The sequence below is a fragment of the Oribacterium sp. KHPX15 genome, from assembly GCF_900107835.1.
Classification (GTDB): Bacteria; Bacillota; Clostridia; order Lachnospirales; family Lachnospiraceae; genus Oribacterium.
This window is the reverse complement of record NZ_FNRG01000005.1, coordinates 127,176-154,019: the sequence shown is the minus strand read 5'-3', so window position 1 is coordinate 154,019 and position 26,844 is coordinate 127,176. Positions and strand designations below refer to the sequence as shown.

25 protein-coding genes and 1 tRNA gene are annotated in these 26,844 nt (G+C 42.4%); 20 read left to right on the top strand and 6 right to left on the bottom strand.

The genetic code is table 11. The features are described from left to right. Positions 1-18: 18 nt before the first annotated feature. The 4 genes from fabZ (at position 19) to BLV86_RS05390 (ending at position 4,393) form a co-directional block, all read left to right on the top strand. The gene (fabZ, locus tag BLV86_RS05405) at positions 19-480 is read left to right on the top strand and encodes a 3-hydroxyacyl-ACP dehydratase FabZ (protein ID WP_044917314.1); all 462 of its coding nucleotides are present in this window, start codon (positions 19-21) and stop codon (positions 478-480) included. A gap of 17 nt (positions 481-497) precedes the next feature. Then, complete coding sequence (locus BLV86_RS05400; RefSeq protein WP_031555207.1) at positions 498-962, top strand: MarR family winged helix-turn-helix transcriptional regulator; 465 nt, start codon at positions 498-500, stop codon at positions 960-962. Positions 963-1,267: 305 nt separating this feature from the next. Then, positions 1,268-2,761, top strand: coding sequence for a tagaturonate reductase (locus BLV86_RS05395; RefSeq protein WP_090815424.1), 1,494 nt, complete (start codon positions 1,268-1,270; stop codon positions 2,759-2,761). A gap of 141 nt (positions 2,762-2,902) precedes the next feature. After that, positions 2,903-4,393 carry a UxaA family hydrolase gene (locus BLV86_RS05390; protein ID WP_090815422.1) on the top strand — a complete coding sequence of 497 codons (1,491 nt, stop codon included), beginning with the start codon at positions 2,903-2,905 and terminating at the stop codon, positions 4,391-4,393. A gap of 166 nt (positions 4,394-4,559) precedes the next feature. Here the strand turns inward: BLV86_RS05390 and BLV86_RS05385 are convergent, their stop codons facing one another. After that, entirely contained in the window at positions 4,560-4,766 is a 207-nt protein-coding gene (locus BLV86_RS05385) for a hypothetical protein (protein WP_031555199.1), read from the bottom strand. Between the two features lie 410 nt (positions 4,767-5,176). Here BLV86_RS05385 and BLV86_RS05380 point away from each other — a divergent pair, with 410 nt between their 5' ends. Together BLV86_RS05380 and BLV86_RS05375 are read left to right on the top strand one after the other, a co-directional pair. After that, entirely contained in the window at positions 5,177-5,407 is a 231-nt protein-coding gene (locus BLV86_RS05380) for an HPr family phosphocarrier protein (protein ID WP_031555197.1), read from the top strand. A gap of 100 nt (positions 5,408-5,507) precedes the next feature. Further along, entirely contained in the window at positions 5,508-6,059 is a 552-nt protein-coding gene (locus BLV86_RS05375) for a M48 family metallopeptidase (protein ID WP_090815420.1), read from the top strand. Positions 6,060-6,138: 79 nt separating this feature from the next. On the opposite strand, the gene BLV86_RS05370 is transcribed toward BLV86_RS05375, so the two are convergent. The 4 genes from BLV86_RS05370 to BLV86_RS05355 form a co-directional block, all read right to left on the bottom strand. Next, positions 6,139-7,734, bottom strand: coding sequence for a D-alanyl-D-alanine carboxypeptidase family protein (locus BLV86_RS05370; RefSeq protein ID WP_090815417.1), 1,596 nt, complete (start codon positions 7,732-7,734; stop codon positions 6,139-6,141). Continuing rightward, on the bottom strand, positions 7,718-9,898 hold the full coding sequence (locus tag BLV86_RS05365) for a sensor histidine kinase (protein ID WP_090815415.1): 2,181 nt from the start codon (positions 9,896-9,898) through the stop codon (positions 7,718-7,720). The genes BLV86_RS05370 and BLV86_RS05365 overlap by 17 nt, the downstream gene beginning before the upstream one ends. Continuing rightward, positions 9,895-10,605 carry a response regulator transcription factor gene (locus tag BLV86_RS05360; protein ID WP_031555187.1) on the bottom strand — a complete coding sequence of 237 codons (711 nt, stop codon included), beginning with the start codon at positions 10,603-10,605 and terminating at the stop codon, positions 9,895-9,897. Before BLV86_RS05360 ends, BLV86_RS05365 begins: the two co-directional genes overlap by 4 nt. 206 nt (positions 10,606-10,811) lie before the next feature. Beyond that, complete coding sequence (locus tag BLV86_RS05355) at positions 10,812-11,945, bottom strand: SH3 domain-containing protein (protein WP_031555185.1); 1,134 nt, start codon at positions 11,943-11,945, stop codon at positions 10,812-10,814. Between the two features lie 140 nt (positions 11,946-12,085). Here BLV86_RS05355 and trmB point away from each other — a divergent pair, with 140 nt between their 5' ends. The 3 genes from trmB to BLV86_RS05340 all read left to right on the top strand — a co-directional run bounded on the left by trmB (position 12,086) and on the right by BLV86_RS05340 (position 14,852). Continuing rightward, complete coding sequence (gene trmB / locus BLV86_RS05350) at positions 12,086-12,739, top strand: tRNA (guanosine(46)-N7)-methyltransferase TrmB (protein ID WP_031555183.1); 654 nt, start codon at positions 12,086-12,088, stop codon at positions 12,737-12,739. A 154-nt stretch (positions 12,740-12,893) separates the two neighbouring features. Beyond that, positions 12,894-12,966: transfer RNA gene (locus tag BLV86_RS05345), tRNA-Lys, on the top strand. 266 nt (positions 12,967-13,232) lie between these two features. After that, positions 13,233-14,852, top strand: coding sequence for a C40 family peptidase (locus BLV86_RS05340; RefSeq protein ID WP_031551871.1), 1,620 nt, complete (start codon positions 13,233-13,235; stop codon positions 14,850-14,852). A 175-nt stretch (positions 14,853-15,027) separates the two neighbouring features. Here BLV86_RS05340 and BLV86_RS05335 read toward each other — a convergent pair whose 3' ends face one another. Continuing rightward, the gene (locus tag BLV86_RS05335; RefSeq protein ID WP_044916707.1) at positions 15,028-15,957 is read right to left on the bottom strand and encodes a LysR family transcriptional regulator; all 930 of its coding nucleotides are present in this window, start codon (positions 15,955-15,957) and stop codon (positions 15,028-15,030) included. 348 nt (positions 15,958-16,305) lie between these two features. On the opposite strand from BLV86_RS05335, the gene BLV86_RS05330 reads away from it, so the two are divergent. From BLV86_RS05330 to BLV86_RS05280, 11 genes are all read left to right on the top strand, one after another. Further along, positions 16,306-16,983 (top strand): F0F1 ATP synthase subunit A, encoded by a 678-nt coding sequence (locus BLV86_RS05330; protein WP_090815413.1) that lies wholly within the window; start codon positions 16,306-16,308, stop codon positions 16,981-16,983. A gap of 119 nt (positions 16,984-17,102) precedes the next feature. Then, positions 17,103-17,318, top strand: a complete 216-nt coding sequence (atpE, locus tag BLV86_RS05325; protein ID WP_029199782.1) for an ATP synthase F0 subunit C — start codon at positions 17,103-17,105, stop codon at positions 17,316-17,318. Between the two features lie 49 nt (positions 17,319-17,367). Continuing rightward, positions 17,368-17,874: a F0F1 ATP synthase subunit B gene (gene atpF, locus BLV86_RS05320; protein ID WP_031551881.1), complete on the top strand. Its 507-nt coding sequence runs from the start codon at positions 17,368-17,370 to the stop codon at positions 17,872-17,874. Between the two features lie 2 nt (positions 17,875-17,876). Further along, complete coding sequence (gene atpA, locus BLV86_RS05315) at positions 17,877-19,928, top strand: F0F1 ATP synthase subunit alpha (RefSeq protein ID WP_031551884.1); 2,052 nt, start codon at positions 17,877-17,879, stop codon at positions 19,926-19,928. Positions 19,929-19,971: 43 nt separating this feature from the next. Continuing rightward, entirely contained in the window at positions 19,972-20,883 is a 912-nt protein-coding gene (gene atpG, locus BLV86_RS05310) for an ATP synthase F1 subunit gamma (RefSeq protein ID WP_090815411.1), read from the top strand. 51 nt (positions 20,884-20,934) lie between these two features. Continuing rightward, a complete protein-coding gene (gene atpD / locus BLV86_RS05305) occupies positions 20,935-22,350 on the top strand; it encodes a F0F1 ATP synthase subunit beta (protein ID WP_090815409.1) in 1,416 nt (471 codons plus the stop codon). 93 nt (positions 22,351-22,443) lie between these two features. Further along, positions 22,444-22,872 (top strand): ATP synthase F1 subunit epsilon, encoded by a 429-nt coding sequence (atpC, locus tag BLV86_RS05300; protein WP_031551893.1) that lies wholly within the window; start codon positions 22,444-22,446, stop codon positions 22,870-22,872. A 161-nt stretch (positions 22,873-23,033) separates the two neighbouring features. After that, positions 23,034-23,840, top strand: a complete 807-nt coding sequence (proC, locus tag BLV86_RS05295) for a pyrroline-5-carboxylate reductase (RefSeq protein WP_242873240.1) — start codon at positions 23,034-23,036, stop codon at positions 23,838-23,840. Between the two features lie 358 nt (positions 23,841-24,198). Continuing rightward, positions 24,199-24,942 (top strand): AIR synthase family protein, encoded by a 744-nt coding sequence (locus BLV86_RS05290; RefSeq protein WP_090815405.1) that lies wholly within the window; start codon positions 24,199-24,201, stop codon positions 24,940-24,942. 189 nt (positions 24,943-25,131) lie between these two features. Beyond that, entirely contained in the window at positions 25,132-25,614 is a 483-nt protein-coding gene (locus BLV86_RS05285; protein ID WP_031551901.1) for an Lrp/AsnC family transcriptional regulator, read from the top strand. Then, on the top strand, positions 25,611-26,771 hold the full coding sequence (locus tag BLV86_RS05280) for a pyridoxal phosphate-dependent aminotransferase (protein WP_031551904.1): 1,161 nt from the start codon (positions 25,611-25,613) through the stop codon (positions 26,769-26,771). The genes BLV86_RS05285 and BLV86_RS05280 overlap by 4 nt, the downstream gene beginning before the upstream one ends. Positions 26,772-26,844 lie beyond the last annotated feature (73 nt).

Here is a 26,844-nt window from a genome sequence, read left to right as displayed (position 1 = left end):
ATGTTATAAGGAGGAAATATGGCAGAAGAATTAAAAGATGAGGAAAGAAAGCCTCAGGAATTGGGCATCGAAGAAATAAAGAATATAATACCTCACAGATATCCCTTCTTACTTATAGATCATGTTAATGATTATGAACCGGGAAAATTTGCTGATGCTACAAAATGTGTCAGCGTAAATGAACCATTTTTCCAGGGACATTTTCCGGAGTATCCGGTTATGCCCGGCGTGCTCATAATCGAAGCATTGGCCCAGACCGGAGCAGTGGCTCTTTTAAGTATTCCGGAAAATAAGGGAAAGATAGCTCTTTTCGGAGGTATCAAAAATGCACGTTTCAAGCGTCAGGTAAGACCCGGAGACGTACTTAAACTTCATTGTGAACTTACTAAGATGCATGGACCTGTTGGAATAGGTACCGCAAAGGCAACTGTGGACGGCAAGGTAGCCGTAGTGGCTGAACTGACCTTTGCAATTATGTGAGATTAAGGTGATTTGATATGCTTAGCAAGACAGTAGAGGAACTTTATAATAGATTCAGAGTTCATTTTTATATTCAGGTCTTCTCAAAAGGAAATACTTTTGATGATAACCTTACGTCAGTAGAGGCTTTCAGTCTGGAATGCATAAAGGCCCTTGGCGAGCCGACTGTGGCGGAATTTGCTAAAATGATGGGGATTTCTGCGCCCAATGCTGCCTATAAGGTAAATGCTCTGGTGCAAAAGGGTTACATCGAAAAAGTCCAGTCTCAGGCTGATCACAGAGAATACTTTTTGAGAACAACTGCAAGACTTAATGAATATAATAAGAACAGCTATGAGTTTCTTAAGAAGCTGGTGGATAGATGTGAAAGCAGATTTTCTCCGGAAGACATAGAAAAGTTTGACAATATGCTCGGAACCATAATTGAAGAAATGGTGCCGGAAGTAGACCCAAGTCATTTTAAGAAGAGCGACAGAAAATAGTTTAATATTTTGATTGCAAGACCGTTTGGAACATTATGTTTCGGACGGTCTTTTTTCGTGATAATGCAGTCACCCCAGGAACCCGGAAGGATTTTTTTGGCCCCGGATGCTGTGTAAGTCCGGTCTCAGTACATATGTTACAAAAGAACCCTATTATAATATTTCAAAATTACTAATTGACATCCTATGTTAAACAGAATATATTAAATGTAAGCGCTTACAGAAATACAAAGAGCTTTATTTTAGGAACATGTAAGCATTTACATCAAATTATAAATGATTTATCTGAAAGGGGATAAGTTCAAATGGAAAAATTAAACTATCAGGTACTTGAGAAATCCGGCTATCAGGGATACATCCTTAAGGATGCACCGGTTAAGGTTATGCAGTTCGGTGAAGGAAACTTCCTTAGAGCATTTGTCGATTATTTCTTTGATATGTCAAACGAAAAGGCCGGCTGGAACGGAAAGGTGACTCTGGTACAGCCTATCGCTGCTGGACTTACTGAACTTATCAATGAGCAGGAAGGTCTTTACACACTTTATCTTCGCGGATCAGAGAATGGTCAGAAGGTAAACAACAAGAGAGTTATCTCTGTTTGTAAGGATGCCATCAACCCTTATGAAAAGGAAGGCTTTGAGGCACTTCTTGAGCTTGCCAAGTCAGATGATCTTGAATATATCGTATCAAATACAACAGAGGCAGGTATCGTTTACGATGCGGATACAAAGTTCGATCAGGAGCCTCCTGTATCCTTCCCCGGAAAGATGACAAGAATCCTCTTTGAGAGATTCAAGGCCGGAAAGGGCGGACTTGTGGTTCTTTCCTGCGAGCTTATCGACAATAACGGTCAGGAGCTCAAGAAGATCGTTAACCGTCACATCGATGAGTGGAATCTCGGAGCAGATTTCAAGAAGTGGGTAAATGACGAGGTACTTTTCTGCTCAACACTTGTTGACAGAATCGTTCCGGGCCGTATCCGTGATCCTAAGGAGGTTGAGGAGATCGAGAAGGAGAATGGCTACACAGATCCACTTATTGATGTAGGAGAGGTATTCGGTGTATGGTACATTGAAGGACCTAAGGAGCTTGAGGATAAGCTTCCGTTTAAGAAGGCCGGTGTAAATGTTCACGTTGTTCCTGAGGTTGCTCCATACAAGAAGAGAAAGGTTCGCATCCTTAACGGTGCACACACAGGCTTCGTACTTGGTGCTTATCTTGCAGGCTTTGACATCGTTCGTGACTGTATGCATGATGATGTGGTTAAGAACTATATGAACAAGATGCTTCAGGAGGAGATCATTCCTATCCTTCCTCTTGATAAGGAGGATTGCGAGAAATTTGCGGCAGCTGTTGAAGACAGATTCAATAATCCTTTCGTAGATCACCAGCTCATGAGCATTTCTCTTAACTCAACTTCAAAGTGGAAGGCAAGAAATATGCCGTCATTCCTTGAGTATGTTGAGAAGTTCGGAAAGCTTCCTGAGGTTCTTGCAATGAGCTTTGCAGCTTACATCGCTTTCTACAGCAATGAAGTACAGCGTCGTGAAGAGGATGGACTCGTATGCAAGCGTCCTGCAGGAAACGAGTACAAGATCCAGGATGACAAGGAAGTTCTCGATTTCTACGAAGCACACAAGGCAGATGATGTGAAGACACTTGTTCATGCAGTTATGTCCAATGTTGACTTCTGGGGACAGGATCTTACAGCAGTTAAGGACTTCGAAGAAACAACAGTTAAGAATCTTACTCTTATAAGAGAGCAGGGTGCCAAGGCTGCATACGCATCAGTACTGTAAAAGAAATTATCGGATGCGATCTTTTAAGGATCATCCGGAGAAGATGTGCCAGGATTTTAAATAAGTGATTTATACGACGTCAGTCTTTTGTGAAATGACATTTGCGAAAAGACTGACGTTTTTTAGAACAGGAGATATGAAATGTCAAAAGCAAAGGTAGTTCATATAAATGCAGAAGACAATGTTGTGGTTGCCATAGCTCCCATCAGTAAGGGCATGGAGATACAGGTTGATGACATTGACATAACTGCAGTTGAAGATATTCCTCAGGGACACAAGGTGGCTGTTAAGCCTATCAAAAAGGATGAGCAGGTTATTAAGTACGGTGTTTCCATCGGTCACGCAACTAAAGATATAGAGACAGGACAGTGGGTACATACTCATGATATGGCGACCAACTTAAGCGGTGAGGTGGTTTATACTTATAACCCCGCTGTACCAGAGAAAAAAGAAATGCCTGTTGAGACCTTTGAAGGTTTCGTTCGTCCTGACGGAAAAGTCGGAACACGTAATGAAATCTGGATCATTCCCACTGTAGGGTGCGTTAATGATGTGGCAAAGCACCTTGTGGAGATGAATCAGGATATAGTTAAGGGTTCCATAGAAGGGCTTTACACCTATACACATCCTTTCGGATGCTCTCAGACCGGCGGAGATCATGCCCAGACCCGTAAGGTACTGGCAGATCTTGTACGTCACCCGAATGCGGGAGCTGTACTTGTGCTTTCACTCGGATGTGAGAACCTTACACATGAGCAGTTCCTTACGGAGCTTGGTGAGTACGATCCGGAGAGAGTAAAGTTCCTGACCTGTCAGGAGGTTGAGGATGAATTTGAGGCAGGCTCAAAGCTGTTACATGAGCTTGCTGATTATGCCGGGAAGTTTAAGAGAGAGACTGTCGGTATAGATAAGCTTGTGCTTGGTATGAAGTGCGGCGGATCAGACGGACTTTCAGGTATTACTGCCAACCCGACAGTCGGAAGAGTTTCCGATATGATCGTTGCTCAGGGCGGAACCACAATTCTCACAGAGGTGCCTGAGATGTTCGGGGCAGAGAGCATGCTTATGGACAGATGCATTAACAATGAAGTATTTGAAAAAGCATCCAACATGCTGAACGGTTTCAAGGATTACTTTATAAGCCATAATGAGGTGGTTTACGATAATCCTTCTCCCGGTAATAAGGAGGGCGGAATAACCACACTTGAGGATAAATCCTGCGGATGTGTACAGAAGGGCGGAAAGGCAGCAATCTCAGATGTGCTTTCATATGCTGAACCGGTACATACCAAGGGACTTAACCTTCTCTACGGCCCGGGTAATGATCTTGTGTCCAGTACAAATCTTACTGCAGCAGGATGTACAGTTATCCTTTTCACAACAGGAAGAGGAACTCCTTTTGGAGCACCTGCACCGGTTGCCAAGATCGCTACCAATGACAGACTGGCAGAAAAGAAAAAGAACTGGATCGATTTCAATGCAGGCCCCGTTGCATCCAGCGGTGAGTCTGTGGATGATGCAGGAAGAAGACTGTTTGACTTTGTTAAGGATATTGCCTCAGGCAAACAGACTCAGGCTGAAAAGCATGGATTCAGAGAGATATCTATATTTAAGGATGGCGTAGTCCTGTAAGAAAACCATCGGATAAGACTCTCAATCACAAGAAACGAAAGCGCCATCGTGGATGATTCTCATCGTGAGAACCGTCCCACCGGCTGAAACAGGCAAAAACACCTGCGTAATGGCTTATCGAAATAAAAAAAGAACCTGAAACGGTAAATACCGCATCAGGTTCTTTTTATATTGCGCAAACGTTATAAATGATGTTCTTATCACAGTTGATCTGAACCACCTGACTGGCGTCCATGGTACCGTTAGAAATCATTCCAAGAAAAGAATTGACAGAAGTGTTTGTCATTTCAATATCAAGATGTGAATTAACACGGTAAACGCTTATCTGATGGTCTCCGTTAAGCTGTGACAGAACCATATGAATTCTGTCCATCTTATCCCCTCCTTATTCAGTTTTCAAAGAGCTGAATATGTGCCGGATGCAACCGGCATTTCTTATAAACTTCACACACGAGTTAAAATTATAGCACATTATTCCAAAATGTCAGCAAAAAAATAAAAAAATAAATAGATATTGCACAATGGTTGAGAAAATGAAGTAATTCTTTGAGAAATTGAGAACAAAAAGGAAGAGTGAGATATAAAATAATTTATTTAAAAAATTAAAAATATCAGATGCTCGAAAGACTTTAGAATTAAATTTAAATATTTCTCGTTGCAATTTAAGAAGTATGATGTTATCATACTGCAAACCGATTGACATAGAGCAGAGTGTAAGTGGTTACAGATATGATAGGTGATCACAAAGAAGTTTTTTATTGCAGATATCAGGAGGAAAAAACGATGAGTGAATTAAACATTATGATTCCAAATCGTGAAGCAGTAGGCGATTTTGTAGCATTAACATCTAAACTTCCGTACGAGATGGATCTTGTTCAGGGATCAAAGATTGTTGATGCAAAATCAGTACTTGGAATAATCTATATGGGTCTCGGAAAGGTTTTAAACCTTAAGGTCAGAACAGAGAACCTTGCTGATGCAAAGGTTTCTCTCAAGGACTATATTGTTGAGTGATCCGCTTAAAATGCAAAAGGCGCCTGGACTGGGAGAATTCCCGGTTTGGGCGTTTTTTTATTTTAAAATATGATAATATAGACACCGAGGTATAAAAGAAATGCAGATAGAGATACAGAGATGTAACAGAAAATCGGTAGTGATCACAGTCAACAGTAAAGCGGAAGTGATCATTAAAGCTCCATATAATACAACCAATGCAGAAATACAGGAAATCCTGCAGAAAAGGGCAAAATGGATCAAGGATCATGTGGATAAAGTAAAGAAAGAAATAGAGCGTGCGAAGAGTGTCGAACCTCTCAGTAATGAAGAACTAAGTAAACTGGGGGATAAGGCTGTGGAGTACATACCAAAACGTGTGGAATATTTCGCACCCAAGGTAGGAGTTCAGTACGGACGCATAACCATAAGGAACCAAAAGTCCAGATGGGGAAGCTGCAGTTCAAAAGGTAATCTTAACTTTAACTGTCTTCTTATGCTGACACCGCCGGAGATAATAGATTATGTGGTGGTACATGAGTTATGCCACAGAAAAGAAATGAATCATTCCTTTCAGTTCTGGGCACTGGTTGAAAAGGTTTTGCCTGATTACAGGGAAAGACGTAAATGGCTTGATGAAAACGGCGGAGTGATAATCGGCCGTATGGAATAAAAAAGGCATTGCAGAATGGATTTGTTCAATGGGAGCAAAATCAATTCTGCAGTGCCTTTTTTATCTACAGGGGGGCTCTTTATTTTTTGGTATATTTTTTTCTTGAGCGGCTGTTCATAAGCATATCTCTTCGTATCTTCTGTGCCTTTGAAAGATCTCGTGTATGCTTCAGCATGCGGGACCTTCGTCTGTTGTTGGCATATTCTTCTCTTCGTTCAAACAGGTAGTAAACAAGGAAGATAACACCTGCAACAAGAGCGATAGATCCAAGTATCAGCAGTAATTGTTTGATGGGTTTGGAGATTTCAAGGCGCCCGTCTTCATTGTTTACTATGATAGGAGCGTGTTTTTCCCGGTCTTCAGGACGTTCGGATTTTTCATTGTAAACCACATCGGATTCATTGTTGGTGATACTTATGGTTTCCGGAATGGTTTCCTCCGGCAGTTTCACGGATCCTGCTTCCGAAGCTTCTTCCGCAAGCTGACTGCTTAGTTTGGTCTTCAGAGAATTATCGCTTAATTTGATATAGGCTTTTCCTACCTCCTTGTCACCGTAACTATAGTCGATACGTGCGAAGGATCCGTCGGATTTTTCTTCTTCACTAAGATCATAGGTAAGAGTATCCGTGACAGCATCTATGGTATCTCCTTTAGGTACAGTAATATGATATGAGGGAGAGATGTCAAAGCCGATTGAGTCTATAAGCTGGATGCCATAAACCTTCATATTGCTGGAGAGCTTACTCAGATTCTTATCGTTTTCCCGGGCACTGATTGAATAGAAATTCTCATAGCCAAAATCGAAGAGTTTTTTGGTATCTGAGTACTGTGCACTGTGACCGTTAAGTATAACTGAGATAAGAGTCATGCCGTCTCTTTCACAAGCCGTGACCAGGGTGTTTCCTGCCAATGTTGTATATCCGGTCTTTCCTGCAAAAACTCCGGGATAGTAGTCCGAATAGCTTTTTCTCATCATATGATGATGGGCGTAAACAGTATTCTCGCTGTCATCAACATTTGGATATTTTGTTATGGGTGCATGGGTATAAGCCTGTGTGGCATCAATACTTCGGAATGTGTCATTTTTTATGGCATACTGCATGATCTTTGCATAATCATATGCACAGGTATAATGATCCGGATCGTTAAGTCCCGAAGGATTTACAAAATGAGAATTAACACATCCAAGCTCCGCGGCCTTTTCATTCATAAGATCTGCAAAATTTTCATTGGTTTTTGCAATATACTCGGCCAAAGCATTGGCACAGTCATTGGCTGAATGAAGCAGGAGTCCGTAAAGACAGTCACGCACTGAAAGCTTGTCACCCGGCACCGCACCGATGATGGTTGAATTAGGTTCCAGATTCGTATTTACCGCTGCATAGGAAAATGTGACCTTGTCCTCCAGATTATCACAGTTCTCAAGAACAAGGATCGCTGTAAGGACCTTTGTTATGGAAGCCGGATAATAGGCGGTGGTTGCATTCTTTTCATAAAGAATGGCACCTGAGTCGGCGTCCATCAGGATCGCTCCGTCCGATACGATATCAAAGTCAGCCCGTGGCCATCCTTCGGCATAGCACCTTGAGGTGAAAATGAAAACTGACGCAAGGGTTATAAAAATCTGCCTGAACAGCCTTTTTTTATTTATGTAGGATTTAATCTTTTGTATCATTTACTTCTTTCACAGCCTTTTTCAGAACAACGGAGGCTTTATATAAATCTCCGTCAATGCTTATAACAAGCTCTCCGTTCATAAGCTTTGTCAGGCTTTTTGCTATGGAGAGTCCGAGACCCGAACCCTCAGTTGTACGGCTTACATCGCCTCTTACAAATCTCTCTGTGAGTTCCTCCGGAGAAATGTTAAGGGGCCTTGAGGAGATATTTTTTATGGTACATGTTGCTGTACCTGAATCCTCGTCTTCAGTGATATCCACGTAAACTCTTGATTCCCGGAGAGCGTATTTACAGCAGTTATTTAAAAGATTTTCGATAACTCTCCAAAGATGTCTTCCGTCGGCACTGATCATAACAGGATGATCAGGGTAATTGAGTATCACTTCAAGCTTTGCGGCATGGGTCTTGTCTTCGAACTCACCAAGCGCCTGTTCAACTATCTCGTTGTAATTGATATCCGCAAAGTCTATTTTGACGTTTCCTGAGCTTGCCTTACTTGCTTCAACCAGATCCTCTGTCAATGTTTTAAGTCTGGTTGATTTCTGGTCAAGTACTTTTATATACTCCTGAACTCTCGGATTATCTATCTCCTCACGTTTAAGCAGGTCTACATAGCTTATGATGGATGTCAGAGGTGTCTTCAGGTCATGGGAAACGTTGGTGATAAGGTCAGCCTTTAAACGTTCGGACTTAACCTGTTCATCAACAGCATGACTGAGACCTGTTGCTATGTGCCAGGCATAAAAATCAATGGACAGAATGATCAGAAGTATCGCAAGGGCAAGCATTAAAGCATTTAGACTTGCCATCTTATAGAAACGGACAAAAAGGAAAACTATCATTGCAAATGCTAAAAGGTTCGGTAAAACAAACAGCAGATAACTGAAAAGCTTTGAGGTCGTTTTTTCAGCGCTGAAAATGTAATGCCCGAAAAGATCGCATATCTTCTTCAGTAATGATGATTTCCACAAACGATCCGCTTTATAATTTCTTATCAGCGAAAACAACATTGGAACAAACAGCATATACTTAAGGAGAAAGCTTAATGCTGATGCCCAGAAATCCCAGTTGTCAAGGAACCCGATAACATTTTCCACAGATTCAATAAACTGAGGGGCTACCATTTCTGCGACAAATCCCCAGATAAAGAAAGCGGAAATAATAATCTCTGTTGGACAATAGTCTATCTTATACAGATGGATTTTTTTATCCGAGCTGTCCTCACTCTGTCCGGTTTTAAGGGCAAGATATACAAGAGAGAGAATCGCAACAATAGAGGAAAGTGAAAGCATCAGGAGTCCGGAGATGCTTGAGATTCTTCGACTGTTATAAACCTCTGCATTGTTTTTCAGGATATCATCGTTAGGAAAATCAGTATCTATGCCCACAGAATAGTAGTATTGTGAGCTGTCTGACTGAAATGGATTTCGTGCCTGTAAAAGCGGGATAAGGTTTTGCGGGATATTATTGAAACTTGTTGATACCTGGAGTGAATTGGAATCCACATAGACAAAACTCGGAAGGGATCGAATATCTTCTTCTTTCCGGTCCGGATCATTTGTGAAAACCACCTCCTTACCCTTTGTGGTATATCTTACGTTAAAGAAAAAGTTGGTTGCACTTTTATCGAACTCATTTTTTACTGCATAATACCTGGCAAGGTAGGTTAATGCTTCTTCCGCCAAAGTGCCAAGAGACATCTGACCGTCTGTAGGGCTGGTTTGTTTATAATTAGGAAGATAAGCACGATATTGAACGATTATCTGGTGATTGAGTTCGTCTTCTTCCTTTGAAATGGTTCTTGATCCATCATTTCTGAGACGATTCCAGGAATCAAAATAATAGCCCATGGATCTTGCGTACTGTATGAGATAATCCAGGGAGTAGGAAACATTTTGTCCCTGTATGTCAGCCTGAGCTATGATGAGACCAAGGTCCAGTTTTCCGTCTTTCTCAAAAATATCAGTGAGCTGGACGTAGTCGAAAACATCAGTCATCATCTCATTTGTCTTGGATTCGTATGAGGCGCTCTTTACATAATCGGGCTGACGGACATACTCCAGGGCTGAGCCCTCTGCAGCACCGAAAGTCAGGACTCCGATACTGCAGATGATAAGGATTATTGATACAAAATTAATTATTGTAAGGATGATTCGTTTCATGATTTAGCAGAGTCCTGTTTTTCGATTTTATAGCCTACACCCCATACTACTTTAAGATATCTCGGTTCACGAGGATTTATTTCGATTTTCTCACGTATGTGACGTATATGGACAGCTACAGTATTATCTGCACCGATTGCTTCCTCATTCCAGATGGAAGTGTAAATGTCGTCAATAGAGAAAACCTTGCCGGCATTCTTTACCAGGAGAAGAAGGATATTGTATTCGATGGGTGTTAGCTTTACGGCATTGCCATCAACAGTAACCTCCTTTGTATCGTCATTCATCACGAGACCACCACAGGCAAAAATATTTCCGTTGTCAGCCTCTCCGATGTTTCCCAGCTGGGTATATCTGCGGAGCTGTGATTTTACTCTGGCGATAAGCTCCAGAGGATTATAAGGTTTGGTGAGATAGTCATCTGCGCCCACATTAAGACCAAGGATCTTGTCATTGTCCTCACCCTTTGCGGAAAGCATGATGATAGGTATGGAGCTGGTCTCCCTTATCTTTAAAACAGTATGAACTCCGTCAAGTCCGGGCATCATTACGTCAATGATGAGAAGATCTACTCTGTGCTGTTCCATGATCTCCAGAACATCGTAGCCGTCATAAGCTTTAAGGACGTTGAATCCTTCTCCGGTAAGATAGATGGAAATGGCTTCGACGATCTGCTTGTCGTCGTCACATACAAGAATTGTCTGCATATAAAAACCTCCTGTTGGTAGGTGAAATAGGTATCCTTAGATACTAATAAACTACATTATTATACATTATTGGCTTATTCAATGCAAAGAAAGTCGGAAGGAAATCCACCGGTGACGGTTCTCAACCGCTAGAACCGTCACCGGTGGATAACTCTGAAATTAAAAAAGCTTCCGGAAAACCGGAAGCTTTTGGTTTTGATCAATTATTATGCTTCAGAGGCAACAGGCTGAACAAACTGCTTGTTCAGGTATGCATCACGGCCGTTGAAGTCGATCTGTATCCATTCGTCATTGGCATCACCCTTATAGGTTACCTGGACGCCTGCATCAAGAACTTCAAGAACCTCACAATCTGTATTAGGCTCTGTACGAACCTTAACACCTGTGGTTGTTACCCAGACAGAAGATACTGCTTCAGTCTCGGGAGCTGCAGTTTCCTCGGGAACAGACTCAGCAGCAGCTGTTGTTCCCATAACTGCCTCTGTTGTTGCAGCAGGAGTTGTCTCGATTGTGGATCTGTCGGAACCCCCCATTATTATCTTTATAAGGATAATGAGAAGAATGATACATGCGATAGGAATAGCAAACTTCATGATATTGTACATATCAAGAGAGCTGCTTCTTCTTCTCTTAACTCTGCGTACCGGCCTTCCGTCTCTGCTCTGTGACATCCGGCGTCCCTGATTTCTGGTAACACGTTCGCTGTCGCGAAGTGGCCTTGTGGGACGTGAAGCACGTTTCTGGGTTGAGTCTCTTCCTGCGGAGGTATTTGACAGAGGAATATCTACATTGCCAAGGCCGCTTACAAAGGAAGGTGTGCTTCCGGTGGATGTTCCGGATAAATCTTCGGAATTCTGGAAATCACTTTCCGGTGCTGTTTCATCAAAGGCATCTGCATCATCTTCCATGGCATCACCATAGTCATCAGCAGCCTGTGCGGCCTCTCTTATATTCTGGGTGTAGGAAGGAATGGACTGCCTGGAATCAGAAGGCGAATCCATATAAAGAGCAAGTTCATCTCTGATGAGAGAAAATGAATCATTAGCGGTCTGGGATGTAGCTTCACCGGATTCCGCCTGTTCTCCATATACACGTATGGTGTGATAATTGTTTCTTGTTTCTTCGGAAATAAGATGATTGTTATAAAGCTGATCTATGTCATTTTCAAGATTGTTGGATACCAGAACAGCTTTATCAATTTGTAAACGAACCAGAGTTTTAAGGATACTCTTATCGAGGATCATGGCCTCGGAATACTGTCCATTCAGAATACTCTGCTGAGCCTTGTTAAGATCACTTCTTATATTGCCCCAAATACTAGTTTCTCTCGGTGTTGGCATAAAAAACCTCCTTAACGGAAATCATATTACATCTAGTATACTCAATTTCAAAAGTCACTTCAAGGGAAGCAGCTACAGACTTGATGAAAAAAAGAATCTATGTTAAACATAGTAAAAATATAAAATGAAAGGTATTTAAGATGAGATTAAGACATATAACAGGATCTGAAGATTTTGTGGCAAATTCAGAGTATGTAACACATGATCCGGAAAAGAATAAAGGAAAGTGGAAAGAGTATTTTGGAAATGATAACCCCATAAGGATTGAGATTGGAATGGGAAAAGGACAGTTTATCGAAAAGATGGCTGCGGAAAACAGAGATATTAATTTTATAGGTATAGAAAGATATGACACAGTTATATTGAAAGCTATAAAAAAGAGGGAAGCTCTTGAAAGTGAAGGCATAAAGCTAGATAATCTCACATTTATCTCCATTGATGCCAGGATGTTGTCAGATGTTTTTGCTCCCGGGGAGGTAGACAGGATTTATCTTAATTTTTCCGATCCCTGGCCTAAAGACAGACAGGCTAACCGACGTTTGACAAGTCCTGTTTTTATGAAGATATATAAGGAGTTCCTTAAAGTGGATGGTCAGCTTGAATTTAAAACGGATAACACAGGACTCTTTGACTATTCTCTTGAGTCTATCCCTGAATCAGGCTGGAAGCTTACAGCTGTAACAAGAGATCTGCATAATGACTCTTCTATGAATGAAGGAAATGTTATGACTGAGTACGAAGAGAAGTTTTCGGCAAAGGGTAATCCTATATATAAACTTATCGCCATACAGTGATATGAAAAGAAGCAGAAACAGCTCAGCCTATGGGACCATAGGTGACGGCTGAACTGTAACCAAAAACAGGATTAAAAAAATTTCAAAAAGTTATTGACAACCCCCAACTGATTATGTATTATAAACAAGCGCTCAAAAAGAGCGCATAAGACATGCACCTTTAGCTCAGTTGGTAGAGCAGCGGACTCTTAATCCGTTTGTCCAGGGTTCAAGTCCCTGAAGGTGCATTTTTTGTTGCTTAAAAGTACATAATGTCAGCATCAGTAAAACCGGAGCCCGTGAGGACTCCGGTTTTACTTCTTTTTCCCTTCTCTATTATAGTATTGTAAGAATAAAGTAACATGAATTTATGATGCTGATGCTATAATTATATAGTTTAAAAAGTAGAATGATACAAGACTGCCCACGATTTTCGATCATGGGAGCCGGGCGGTTCAAATGAATCCGCATTGATACTTCCTTATAGGTGAGTCATCGCAGAAAGGCGAATTTTATGTTCAATCGTAGTTTTTTACGGCTTACATCACTGGCATTGGCAGCAAGTATGCTGGTTATGACAGGATGCGAACAGCAGATAAGTGAATCTGTAAATACAGAAAATGAATCAGAGATAGTTGTTACAACAGCACCGGAGACTGAGGCTGTTGAATATGTGGCTGCATTGGGAATCAATTCCAATGTACTTCCCTCTATAGCAGGCGTTACTGTAGACGATGCAGCTGAAGAGCTGGCACCGGTTAACCTTACGGTCGGAGTCATCAACTCAGTTGTAAGAGATCTTCAGCAGAGACTTATGGATCTCGGTTATATGGATCCTGATGAACCTACAACATATTATGGTGATGCAACATCTCTTGCCGTACAGTATTTCCAGAGACAGGCCGGGATGGCCATGGATGGTATTTGTGGTGTTGAGACCTGGGATGCCATCATGTCTGACAATGCTCCGCACTATGCATTAAAACTCGGTTTTCAGGGTAATGACGTTACTCATGCTCAGTATCGTTTGTATAACCTTGGTTATCTTTATAATGCTTCCGACATAAATGGAACTTATGACGAGACTACCATGGAAGCAGTAAAGAAATTACAGGAGATGAACGGACTTACCGTAGACGGCATTTACGGAACAAGTACTTACAATCTGTTATATTCTGATGAAGTAAAGGCCAATATTGTTGCTCTGGGTGAACAGTCTGATCTTGTTAAAAAGTATCAGCAGATTTTGATTAATCTCGGTTACCTTGAGGGTGAGGCAGATGGTAACTTCGGACTGGGAACACAAAATGCCATTAAAGCATTCCAGTCAAGAAATGACCAGGTTGTGGATGGATATCTCGGTCCCGATACAAGAGCTGCTCTGGATGATCCCAATGCTATTCCGTATGCTATGCGTCTCGGAGAACAGTCGGATTCAGTTAAGGAATTGCAGGAATATCTTGTTAAGTACGGATATCTCGATTCAGATAAGGCTACAGGTTACTTTGGAGAACTTACAAAGTCAGCGGTTGCCAATTTCCAGAGCAAGAACGGACTGACTGCAGACGGACTTGCAGGTGCCAAGACTATAACACTTCTTCATAGCGGAAATGTAAAGAAGAATACAAAGCAAAGCAGCACTTCACAGAGTTCTTCAGGAACTACAGGAAATACAACTGTAACCGCACCTGCAAATACAGGCGGAAATTCAGGCTCGGCAGCAGTTCAGATTCCTCAGACAGCATATGTTGGAAACGGTGGAGAAACAGTTTCAGGTTCAGCAGCCAACCTTATCGCTATAGCATCCTCTAAGATCGGATGCCCTTACGTATGGGGAGCAAAGGGACCTAACAGCTTTGACTGTTCAGGATTCGTATACTGGTGTCTGAATCAGGCCGGTGTAGGCGTTTCTTACATGACTTCCTCAGGTTGGAGAAATCCGGGAAGATTTAAGCAGGTATCTTATAATGAACTTCAGGCAGGAGACATCATCGTAGTTTCAGGTCACGTTGGTATCGTAGCCGGAGGCGGAACCATCATCGATGCTTCATCTTCAAACGGACGAGTAGTTCACAGAAACCTCGGAGCATGGTGGGCAAATCACTTCATCTGCGGTTGGAGAATCTTCAGCTGATAGATGGAATGTTGGCAGCAGGCTTAATGTTACAAACATATAACACGTAAGCTATGAAATGCCGAAAATCTTTACACTATACTGACTTTAAAACCGGTCACATCAGGAAAGAAAATCCTGATGTGACCGGTTTTTTTCTGTCCCCGATTTTAAATCGGGTCATAAGAAATTATTCTTAGTCTTTTTCCGGCGAATAGGAGTGGAGAAGCTCTCTTCTGTTGGATTCCCGGACAAAGGTTTCGATAAGTCTTATGGCAGCCGAAGAAAGGTTTCGAGAGCTGTCTATGGCAAGACAAAAAGTCCTTTCGGGGATAGGTTCCAGCAAAGGAATCCTGTACACGAGTTTTCGTTCCAGAGCATCCGCGGCCAGAGCTTCGGGATAGAATCCTATTCCCAGGTCGTTTTCCACCATGGGAAGGATCTGGTCTGTGGATGAAGCTTCAAACTCAGGCTGAAATGTCAGCTGATGATTCAGAAAATACTGTACATATAATTCTCTTGTCCCGGTATCGCGGCCAACACTGATTATAGGATAGGTGCTTAGCTCTCTCAGAGACATGGGTTTTTCTGAAAGGTGCTTTAAAGAGGGCCCCACGATAGGTATCTCCCTGAAATTAAATAACGGCTCCATGGTAAGAGGTGCACGGATGGTAAGAGGAGTGGTAATAAGCGCAAAATCTGCAATACCATTTTGAAGAGATACTATGGCCTTAGGGGTGGCATGATTTGATATGCGGATGTTTATATCCGGATATTTTGTTTTAAAATCCCGAAGCACGGGAAGGAGAACGATCCTGAGGGCATTCTCCGATGCTGCTATGGTAACCTGTCCCGATTCAAGACTGATATCTTTATTCAATTCCTTTTCGGCCTGCTCTATCTGTTCGAATGCTATGGACACATGTTCAAAAAGCTTCTGCCCGTTGGGAGTAAGTGTTATACCGCGTTTACCTCTTTGCATAAGCTTACATCCCAGGTTTTCTTCAAGATTATTCATGGCTCTGCTGACATTGGGCTGGTTTGAGCCAAGCATCCTTGCAGCCCTTGTAAAGCTTTTGTAGGTGCCTACAAAGAAAAATATTCTGTAGTAATCAAAAGAAATCATAATATTCTCCAGTTTTTTGCCGAGTAAAAAAGAGTATAGTGGCATGTTTCAATCATGACAAAAAAATATTCATTTCGAATAAATATTTATGAAAAAACGAAATGGAAATACAGCTCTTTTTATGATGTAAAAGAAACAAATATTCTAAAAAGATGCATAAAAATATATAACAAAATTTACAAACCATGTCAATTTGATATAGATAACATGCAAAAAATGCGGATTGAATATTAAAAATCTGAGAATATAATAAAAACCCGTGAGTAAAGTGGGTTAGTAAACAGGAAAAAAGAGTGTTTTATATCACTTTTTTCACATGAACACAATATTAGAAATGGAGGTAGTCAAATGGAGCGTTTTACCGAAGAACTCCAGGAACAGCTAAAAGTTTCTACGGTTTTCAGCATCGGAGGGATCGAGGTTGCGGAATCAACGGTTATCACCTGGGTCATCATGGCGATACTGGTTGGATTGTCGGTTTACCTCGGATCCAATCTTAAAGTAAGAAATCCAAGCAAGAAACAGCAGCTGGCAGAAATCATTGTTTCCTGGTTTGACAATTTCACGGGAGAGCTTCTGGGAGAACACGGAAAACAGTACAGTACCATAATTTCCGTTATCCTGATTTACATTGGAGTATCCAATCTCATTGGTCTTTTTGGCCTGAAGCCGCCAACAAAGGATCTCAATGTAACGGTGGGACTTTCTGTAATAAGTATCTTCCTTATAGAGATCGCGGGATTCAGAAGAAAGGGTGCCAAAGGCTGGATAAAGCATTTTTCAGAGCCTGTGGCCATTGTTACCCCTATCAATATTCTGGAGCTGGTTATCAGACCCCTGTCTCTTTGTATGAGATTGTTTGGTAATGTCCTCGGCGCGTTCATCATCATGGAGCTTATAAAGATGGTGGTACCCGTGGGTGTTCCTGCGATCTTCAGCCTTTACTTTGATATATTTGACGGTCTTATCCAGGCCTATGTATTTGTTTTCCTGACATCTCTTTATATCCAGGATGCAACGGAATAAAGATTTTGGGAACAAAAGAAATCTAAAAATCATAAATCAAGCTTTTGGCAGCAGCGGTCCGAAGATCACAGGCCTTAAGCTAAAAATATTTTTTAATTAAAGGAGAAAAAAATATGAGCATGACAGCAATTGGTGTAGGTTTAGCAGCACTTGCCTGCCTGGGAGCAGGACTTTCAATCGGTATCGCAACAGGTAAAGCAGCAGAGGCTATTGCAAGACAGCCTGAAGCAGACGGAAAGATCATGAGAATCCTTCTTCTCGGATGTGCTCTTGCGGAGGCAACAGCTATTTACGGTTTCGTACTTGGTATCCTTTGCATTTTCTTCCTTAAATGATCATTACGGAATTTTCAAATCATAATTCAAGATCATCAGGAGAGAAAGTATGTTAAGAGTAGATATCAACTTATTGTTTACAGTCATTAATCTGTTGGTACTCGTCTATCTCATGAAAAAGTTTCTGTTCAAACCCGTTCGTGAGGTTATGGAGAAACGTCAGGCAGAGATAGAAGAGTCCTATAAGAAGGCTGAACAGGTAAATGAAGATGCCAAGCATCTGAAAGAAAAATATGAGGAAAGCCTCGGAAATATCGAAGAAGAGCGAAAGAATACTATCAATAAAGCAAAGATCGATGCTTCAAAGGAATATGATGAGATAGTAAACAATGCCAACAAGAAGGCCGATAAGATAATCGCTGAAGCCAAAATCCAGGCAGAGAAGGAAGCAGAGACAAAGCAGCGTGAGATGCAGCAGCAGATGGCAGTTCTTGTCGCAGAAGCCGCATACAAGATCGCAGCTTCCAAGGACAGCGAGGCTAATGACAGAAAGCTTTTCGATCAGTTCATAAACGGAGACAGTAATTCAGTTAAACCAGATAATCAGGAGGCATAATCGTGAGTCAGAATGCCAGAGAAATTGCAGAACGTCTGATTCAGTCACAGGTATCCGAAAGTGTAATGAGTTCCACCTCAAGAATTTTCGAGGTACTACCCCAGACGGCTTCTCAGCTGAGTGATCCTACGATTCCCATTGAAAAGCGTTATGAGGTTATCGACAGTGTATTTCCTACAGAAGTAAGAAAGACTCTTAAGAGCCTCTGTGATGACAACGATCTGAAGAAATGGGATGAAATAGCAAAGCAGTACACAAATATACGTACCAGCAATGAAAGACAGATCCATGTACAGCTGAGATATGTGACCAGACCTTCTGAAAAACAACTTATGGATATCCAGAAGTTTGTTTTTGACAAATATAATACCCATCACTTTGATTTTAATCTCAGTGAGGATAAGAGTCTGGGCGGTGGATTTATCCTGGAAGTAGGGAACGACCAGTATGACTGGTCAACCATCGGAAGAAGAAATCAGTTCCTGGAGCAGTTAAAGAATACCCGTTCAGAGTTAACAAGTGATGCCGACATCATTACCATACTTCAGCAGAGTGTAGGTAACTTTGACCTTAAGGCTGAAAAGAAGGAAATCGGATTCATCGAGAGCATCGGTGACGGCATTGCCATAATGAATGGTCTTGACCATGCCATGTACGGTGAGGTTATCACTTTTGATAACGGAACCAAGGGTATGGTTCAGAATATCGAAAGAGACAGGATAGGTGTTATCCTGTTTGGAGACGAATCAGGACTTTCGGAAGGAAGCAGAGGTATACGTACCGGCAGAATGGCAGGTATCGCAGTTTCCGATGATTACCTCGGAAGAGTTGTTAATGCTCTCGGAGAGCCCATTGACGGACTTGGACCTGTAAATGGAACAGAGTTTCGTGCCATCGAGCAGCCGGCACCGGGAATCATTGACCGTTCACCGGTTAATGAGCCTATGCAGACCGGAATACTTGCCATCGATTCAATGTTTCCTATAGGAAGAGGTCAGCGTGAGCTTATCATTGGCGACCGTCAGACAGGAAAGACCTCTATCGCTATAGATACTATCCTTAATCAGCATGACAAGAACTGCATATGTATATATGTAGCCATCGGACAGAAGGAATCAACAGTCGCATCTCTGGTTGAGACCTTAAAGAAACATGAAGCCATGAGCTATACCTGTGTGGTAGCGGCAACAGCAGCAGATCCGGCACCGCTTCAGTATATCGCTCCTTATTCAGCAACATCACTTGCAGAATACTTCATGTATAAGGGCCAGGATGTTCTCATCATTTATGATGATCTTTCAAAGCATGCGGTTGCTTACAGAGCACTTTCACTGCTTCTCGGAAGATCACCTGGACGTGAGGCTTATCCGGGCGACGTATTCTACCTTCATTCAAGACTTTTGGAGCGTTCCTGCCATCTGAACAAGGAGCTCGGCGGCGGATCCATAACAGCTCTTCCTATCATTGAGACAATGGACGGAGATGTATCCGCATACATTCCTACTAATGTTATTTCCATTACCGATGGACAGATATTCCTTGAGTCCAATCTTTTCTTCGAGGGTCAAAGACCTGCGGTTAATGTCGGACTTTCTGTATCCCGTGTTGGTGGCGCAGCCCAGACAAAGGCCATGAAGAAATCTTCAGGTTCTCTTCGTATCGATCTTGCCCAGTTCAGAGAAATGGCTGTATTTACACAGTTCTCCTCTGATCTTGACCAGAACACAAGAGACCTGCTTACACAGGGTAATGTCTTGATGGAACTTTTGAAGCAGCCATTATGTAATCCTATGTCCCTGAGTGATCAGGTCATAACCCTTGTAGTGGCTCTTAATCACAGCATGATGACCATTGAGAAGAAAGATGTTAAGAGATTCCAGGGCAGGATGCTTGATTATTTCAGACAAAGATACCCTGAGATCGGAAAGAACATTGAGATATCAAGAATGCTGGGAGATGATACAAGAGCTGAGATCATTACCGTGGCTGAAGAATTCTTAAAGCTGTGGAATGACAGCAAAGGAAAGCTTGAAGACGACAGTGAAGAAAAATAATGCGGACAGTATGCCCTCATTATTTCATACGGAGGAGTGAATTGTGGCAACAACAAGAGAGCTGAGAGACAGAATCTCCAGCATTGACAATACATTAAAGATCACAAATGCCATGTATCTTATCTCCAGTACAAAGCTTCGAAAAGCCAGGGTGGAGCTTCAGCAGACCGAACCTTACTTTTATACCCTGAGAACCACCATACAGCGTATCCTGAGACATGTTCCCGAAGGGTTTAGACATCCTTATCTTGATCTCAGAGAAGATCTTCGTAAGAAGGAGAGAACAGAGAATTACAGAACAGCAATTATCTGTGTTACTGCCGATAAGGGACTTGCAGGTGCATATAACCATAATGTTATAAAGCGTACGGAGGAAATCCTTAAGGCGAGACCACGACACAAGCTGTATGTTGTAGGAGAAATGGGCAGAGTATATTTCCGCTCAAATGGGATAGATATTGAAGAAGAATTCCATTATACGGCTCAGAATCCGACCCTTCATCGTGCTCGTGTCATTACAGGACGAGTACTGGATCTTTTCCACGATAATGAGATAGATTCTGTTTATATTGTCTATACCAGAATGAAGAATTCTCTCGAGATGGTAACGGAAACGGAGCAGCTTCTGCCCATTGATAAGATCAATAAAGGCGTATTTGGACAGGCTATACCTATGGTTGCGGGCATGGAGGAATTCAGACTGGTGCCTTCTGCAGAAGCGGTCATTGACAATGTAATTCCCGATTATATCAGTGGTTTCATATACAGTGCCCTGGTTGAGTCTTTCTGTTCAGAGCAGAATTCCCGAATGACTGCCATGGATGCAGCCAACAGAAGCGGTAACAAGCTTAAGCAGGAATTGAGCATTCAGTATAACAGAACCCGTCAGGCCGCCATCACTCAGGAAATAACCGAGGTTGCGGCGGGAGCGAGAGCCCAGAAGAAGAATCGTTAGAAGCTTTAGGTATCGGATTTTCGAAGCCGGTGGGTTTACAAGGAGATACATATGCAGATAGGAAAAATAGTGCAGGTAATGGGTCCGGTAGTGGATGTCGAGTTTGAGACCGGTTCCGTTCCGGAGATAAAGACTGCACTTAATGTAGATAATCATGGTACCAAATGTACCATGGAAGTTGCGCAGCAGCTTGGGCACAGTACAGTCAGGTGCATCATGCTTACTGCCAGTGAAGGACTTGAAAGGGATATGGAGGTTATCGACACCGGAAAAGGTATCACTGTTCCGGTTGGAGAAAAGACCCTTGGAAGACTTTTCAATGTTCTTGGTGATGCTATAGACGGCAAGGAGGATCCCGAAACGGAAGAACGTTGGGAGATCCACAGAAAGCCGCCTAAGTTTGAAGATCAGAATCCGGTTCAGGAAGTACTGGAAACAGGAATAAAGGTTATCGATCTTCTGGCACCCTATGCAAAGGGCGGAAAGATCGGACTTTTCGGAGGAGCCGGTGTAGGTAAAACAGTCCTTATTCAGGAGCTTATCAGAAATATCGCAACAGAGCATGGCGGATACTCAATCTTCACCGGTGTGGGAGAGCGTTCACGTGAAGGAAACGATCTCTACAGCGAGATGACAGAAAGCGGAGTTATTAAAAACACTGCTCTCGTGTTCGGACAGATGAATGAGGCTCCAGGTGCGAGAATGAGAGTTGCGGAGACCGGCCTCACTATGGCTGAGTATTTCCGTGATGTTCAGCATAAGGATGTGCTTCTGTTTATTGATAACATTTTCAGATTCGTACAGGCAGGTTCCGAGGTTTCGTCACTCCTTGGAAGAATGCCTTCGGCGGTAGGTTACCAGCCCACTCTTGCAACAGAGATGGGACAGCTTCAGGAGAGAATCGCATCCACACGTCAGGGTTCCGTAACATCTGTTCAGGCAGTATACGTTCCTGCGGATGACCTTACTGATCCTGCTCCGGCAACAACATTTGCACATCTTGATGCAACCACCGTACTTAGCCGTAAGGTAGTTGAGCAGGGTATCTATCCTGCAGTGGATCCTCTGGAATCTTCATCAAGAATTCTTACCGAAGAAATAGTTGGTAAGGAGCATTATGACACAGCCCAGAGCGTACTCAGAATACTTCAGAAGTACAAAGAGCTTCAGGATATCATCGCTATCCTCGGTATGGAAGAACTTTCGGAAGAGGATAAGAAGACGGTATTCAGAGCCCGTAAGATTCGTAACTTCCTTAGTCAGCCTTTCTTTGTAGGTGAACAGTTCACCGGAGTTCCGGGTAAGTACGTTCAGCTCAAGGATACCATCAAGGGCTTCAAGGCTATAATCGATGGTGAGATGGATAACTATCCGGAGAGTGCATTCTTTAATGTGGGAACCATCGAGGACGTAAAGAAAAAGGCTGAGGATATGGCGAATGCCGAATCCAAGAAAAATGTCGGCTAAAATTACCGATTGAATCGGTGCTTTACCGGAGGAAATTTTGATTTAAGTAATGTTTCCTCAGATTTGTAAGTTGAGTTAATGTGAGGTTTTGAGATGGCAGATAAGGTGGCGACCTTTAGTCTTAATGTGACAGCTTCCAACAAGGTATTTTATATGGGACAGGCAGAATATCTGCAGATCAATACACTGACCGGATCCAGAGGTATCATGGCACACCATGCACCTGTTGTTTATGCATTGGAAACCGGTCAGATGAGTATCGTTAAGCCGGATGGGGAAAGAATAACCGTTGTTGTGAGCAACGGCGTATGTACCATTGCCAATAATCGTGTGACGGTACTTGTGGACACCTGCGAAACCGCCGAAGAGATCGACGTAAGAAGAGCTGAAGAGGCAAAGGAAAGAGCCCTTGAACAGCTGAGACAGAAGCAGTCGGTAGGTGAATTCAAGAGATCACAGATGTCTCTTGCCCGTGCTCTTACAAGACTTGAATTCTCCAGTCAGAAGAAGCATTATATTTAATTAATTTCAGGAAGGCAGACTTATGGTAAGTTCAATTCATAAGTCTGCCTTCTTTCTGTATATCCGTCATAACTAAAAAGAAATGGAATTGAAAAGAGAGAGAATATAAAATAAAAGAAGATTATAGAGTCGGTTAGATACATCAGATTAAGGAGTGTAATATGCGAATGACAGAAGAACTAAAAGTTGGTTTTATAGGATTTGGAAATATGGCGGGTGCAATTGCTGAAGGACTTATCAATTCCGGTTTTCCGGCAGAAAATTGCTATGCTGCAGCAGGTCACTTTGACAAGCTTCAGGAAAAATGTGAAAAAATGGGCGGAATAAACCCTATGGATGATGCATCGAAAGTTGTCGATGTATCAGATGTGATTTTTATTGCGGTTAAGCCTGCCAAGATAAAGGAAGTTATCACACCTTTGAGAGCCCAGCTTTCTCTTGATGGTAAGGTGATAGTATCTGTTGTATGGGGATATAATTATGACAGATACTTTGATGAAGAGGTTCTTGTAAAGGGAACTCATGTTATATGTTCCTGTCCGAACACTCCGGTTGCCATAAATAAGGGCATCTTTGTTGTGGAAAATAAACATTCTCTTTCAGAGGAAGAGTTTGAAACCGTAAGTGACCTTCTGGGAAAGATAAGTCTGGTCATTCCTGCAGAGACAAAGCTTCTTGGAATCTCAGGTACAGTCTGCGGATGCGGTCCTGCCTTTACGGATATGTTCATAGAATCACTTTCCGATGCAGCGGTAATGTATGGAATACCGAGAAAGACAGCTTATCAGATGGTGTCAAGAATGATAGAGGGCACCTCTGCACTTCAGCTCCACAGCGGAAAGCATCCCGGAGAGATGAAGGATGAAGTTTGTTCACCGGGCGGATCCACCATAAAAGGAGTTGCGGCATTGGAGGAACATGGATTCAGAGGAGCTGTGATAGATGCCGTAAAGGCGATTCAGGGATGAGACGGAAATTATGATACAGGATGATACTGACCGGAGTATGGTATTCTTGTAACAGTCCTTAAGTATAAAAAACTTGTCAGTACTAAGTAAAAAGTGTATTATATAAAAAAATTGTTGGCATGGATTTTTGACGTTAGGTCTTAAATGCCGGTTGAAACATTAATACAGAAGAGGTTTCAGGGAGACAGTATAGAGATGATGAATCCAAAAACAAAGAAAACCATATCAGCGGTTATTGTCATTGCTCTTGTATTTGCAATGGTGCTGACAATGGTTCTTCCTTATATTTTGAAATAAGAAAGAGAAATGCGAAGCGGCAGTCCATTGCGGACTGCCGCTTCTTCGTTCAGGTGACGACATGAATCAAAAGATAAAGCCGGGGCAGGACCTTGTGATAGTAGGGGAGATAGGTACCTATGGAGCTGAAAAGCTTTTGGAATTGCATCCGGAGGAAATTTATAAAAGATTTTCCGGGTTCTATCTTTCTGAAGAAAAAAGAAAGCTCTCGGAGCAGAAAGATGTAATGGAGCAGTGGTACCATGCCGCCCGGGAGGCACGAGCGGATGAGGCTGAAGCAGATCCTATAGAGTACGCCATGCCGGATTATAAAAAGACCTATGGTGTGACCGAAATCCGAAATGTTGAAAAGGGCGGGATACTTAAGGCTTTGTGGGATTTTTGCGAGGCGGCAGCATTGGATCCGGAAACCGGAAGAAAAAAGGGTTACGGTCTTGGATGTGAGTTCAGATATGACAGTATTCCGGTAAGCCAGTTTACCATGGAAATATGTGAGTTATTTGATGTTCTGCCCTATAGACTATGGTCCAGGGACTGTTTCCTCATGACCATGGAAAAGGGAGACCACTTTTGCCGTGATTTTCTGGAGATGCAGTTAAGGGCATCCAAAGACTTAGCGGACGAGACATTTGCAAAAGGTTCAAGAGTGGGGTTTGACAGTGAGCAGCATGTAAGGACCACGGAGCCTGTAAGAGCAGCTGTTTTCGGAAGGATAACAAAAGAAAAAAAGCGTATCCGGGTGGACGGGAGTGAGATCGGATATCTGACCCGTGAAAGCTATGAAGAGCTGGACAGATTCATTTAGCTGCGAGCTGCATAAATGATATCTGCGTAATGGTCCACAGGTTGAACCGTTACATATCTGAGGCATAGGTAAGGGTCGGCTGATGATATTGCTTTACCTTAATAGAGTCTTAAGTTGTATGAACAGTTATGGGATATTAAAATTGAATATAATGTTAGAGGGAAGTAAATAAAAAGTAAGGAGAAAATCATGAGAGAAAAAATCTTAACCATCATAGAAAAGAATTCCCGGCTTACAGTCAAGGATATCGCAAACATCCTTGGTGAGTCTGAGTCGAAGGTTTCTGCAGAGATAGAGGCAATGGAAAATGAACATATCATCTGCGGATATCATACTCTTATAAACTGGGACAAAACCCAGGATGAGAGAGTTGATGCACTTATAGAAGTAAAGGTTACACCTCAGCGCGGACTTGGATTTGATTCCATTGCACAGCGTATCTATCAGTATGATGAGGTTGATGCGGTTTATCTTATGTCAGGTTCCTTTGACTTCACTGTGCTTATAAGCGGAAAAACCATGAAGGAGGTTGCATCTTTCGTATCCAGCAAGCTTTCTCCCATGGAATCCGTTCTTTCCACAGCTACACATTTTGTTCTTAAGAAATATAAAGATCATGGCACCGTTATAGAACAGCCAAGAGTTGACGAGAGAATGAAGGTATCACCATGAGAAATCCATTGAACAGTAAGATCACGGGCATACAGCCAAGTGGTATAAGAAAATTTTTTGACATAGTCTCGGAGATGAAGGACGCCATATCCCTCGGAGTTGGTGAGCCTGATTTTGACACTCCGTGGCATATAAGAGAAGAGGGTATCCATTCTCTTGAAAGAGGAAGAACCTTTTATACTTCCAATTCAGGTCTTAAGGAACTGAGAGAAGAGATCACCAGATATATAAAGAGAAAGTACAATATAGATTATAATCCGGTGACCGAGACCCTGGTAACGGTAGGCGGATCAGAGGCCATAGATATGGCTCTCAGGGTAATGCTTGATCCCGGAGATGAGGTGCTGGTACCTCAGCCAAGCTACGTATCCTACGTTCCCTGCGCCATCATGGCAGGTGGCACACCGGTTCCTATAGAGCTTGAAGAAAAGGATGATTTCAGACTGACACCGGAGAAGCTTCTGGAAAAGATCACACCGAAGACAAAGGTGCTGGTACTCCCCTTCCCCAACAATCCTACAGGAGCAATTATGGAGAAGGAGGATCTGGAGAAGCTTATACCTATCATCGAAGAGCACGACCTCTTTGTTATTACAGATGAAATCTACAGTGAGCTAAGCTATAAGGGAACTCCCTCAAGTATCATTGAGTTCCCGGGAATGCGTGAGAGAACTGTTTATATCAATGGTTTCTCCAAGGCCTATGCCATGACCGGATGGAGACTTGGTTACTGCTGCGGACCTCAGATCATAATGCAGCAGATCCTCAAACTTCATCAGTTCGCCATCATGTGCGCTCCCACAACTTCACAGTATGCGGCTACGGAAGCCCTGAAAAACGGTGACGAAGATGTAGCCAAGATGAGAGATTCATATAACGAACGAAGAAGATATCTGGTTACACGTCTGAGAGAGATGGGTATGGATTGCTTCGAGCCTTACGGAGCCTTCTATGTATTTCCATCCATCAAACGCTTTAATATGAGTTCAGAGGAATTTGCAACGAGACTTCTTGAAGAGGAAAAGGTTGCCCTGGTTCCCGGTACTGCCTTCGGAGACTGCGGCGAAGGATTTTTGCGTATCTCCTATGCATATTCGCTTCAGGATCTGAAGAAAGCTCTGGACAGGATAGAAAAATTTGTGAGCAGACTGAAATAAACAGATAATCCCCGGGGATTCTTTTTAGGTACTCAAAACTATATGGCTTACATGGTATAATTTTGGTAGTAAC

Coding starts and splice junctions, on each gene's coding strand:
- BLV86_RS05390 (WP_090815422.1), top strand. CDS start 2,903: ATGTCAAAAGCAAAGGTAGTTCATATAAATGCAGAAGACAATGTTGTG.
- proC (WP_242873240.1), top strand. CDS start 23,034: ATGCGAATGACAGAAGAACTAAAAGTTGGTTTTATAGGATTTGGAAAT.
- BLV86_RS05395 (WP_090815424.1), top strand. CDS start 1,268: ATGGAAAAATTAAACTATCAGGTACTTGAGAAATCCGGCTATCAGGGA.
- BLV86_RS05285 (WP_031551901.1), top strand. CDS start 25,132: ATGAGAGAAAAAATCTTAACCATCATAGAAAAGAATTCCCGGCTTACA.
- atpE (WP_029199782.1), top strand. CDS start 17,103: ATGACAGCAATTGGTGTAGGTTTAGCAGCACTTGCCTGCCTGGGAGCA.
- BLV86_RS05330 (WP_090815413.1), top strand. CDS start 16,306: ATGGAGCGTTTTACCGAAGAACTCCAGGAACAGCTAAAAGTTTCTACG.
- BLV86_RS05400 (WP_031555207.1), top strand. CDS start 498: ATGCTTAGCAAGACAGTAGAGGAACTTTATAATAGATTCAGAGTTCAT.
- BLV86_RS05290 (WP_090815405.1), top strand. CDS start 24,199: ATGAATCAAAAGATAAAGCCGGGGCAGGACCTTGTGATAGTAGGGGAG.
- BLV86_RS05375 (WP_090815420.1), top strand. CDS start 5,508: ATGCAGATAGAGATACAGAGATGTAACAGAAAATCGGTAGTGATCACA.
- fabZ (WP_044917314.1), top strand. CDS start 19: ATGGCAGAAGAATTAAAAGATGAGGAAAGAAAGCCTCAGGAATTGGGC.
- BLV86_RS05280 (WP_031551904.1), top strand. CDS start 25,611: ATGAGAAATCCATTGAACAGTAAGATCACGGGCATACAGCCAAGTGGT.
- atpC (WP_031551893.1), top strand. CDS start 22,444: ATGGCAGATAAGGTGGCGACCTTTAGTCTTAATGTGACAGCTTCCAAC.
- BLV86_RS05380 (WP_031555197.1), top strand. CDS start 5,177: ATGAGTGAATTAAACATTATGATTCCAAATCGTGAAGCAGTAGGCGAT.
- trmB (WP_031555183.1), top strand. CDS start 12,086: ATGAGATTAAGACATATAACAGGATCTGAAGATTTTGTGGCAAATTCA.
- BLV86_RS05385 (WP_031555199.1), bottom strand. CDS start 4,766: ATGGACAGAATTCATATGGTTCTGTCACAGCTTAACGGAGACCATCAG.
- BLV86_RS05365 (WP_090815415.1), bottom strand. CDS start 9,898: ATGAAACGAATCATCCTTACAATAATTAATTTTGTATCAATAATCCTT.
- BLV86_RS05355 (WP_031555185.1), bottom strand. CDS start 11,945: ATGCCAACACCGAGAGAAACTAGTATTTGGGGCAATATAAGAAGTGAT.
- BLV86_RS05340 (WP_031551871.1), top strand. CDS start 13,233: ATGTTCAATCGTAGTTTTTTACGGCTTACATCACTGGCATTGGCAGCA.
- BLV86_RS05370 (WP_090815417.1), bottom strand. CDS start 7,734: ATGATACAAAAGATTAAATCCTACATAAATAAAAAAAGGCTGTTCAGG.
- BLV86_RS05335 (WP_044916707.1), bottom strand. CDS start 15,957: ATGATTTCTTTTGATTACTACAGAATATTTTTCTTTGTAGGCACCTAC.
- atpF (WP_031551881.1), top strand. CDS start 17,368: ATGTTAAGAGTAGATATCAACTTATTGTTTACAGTCATTAATCTGTTG.
- atpD (WP_090815409.1), top strand. CDS start 20,935: ATGCAGATAGGAAAAATAGTGCAGGTAATGGGTCCGGTAGTGGATGTC.
- BLV86_RS05360 (WP_031555187.1), bottom strand. CDS start 10,605: ATGCAGACAATTCTTGTATGTGACGACGACAAGCAGATCGTCGAAGCC.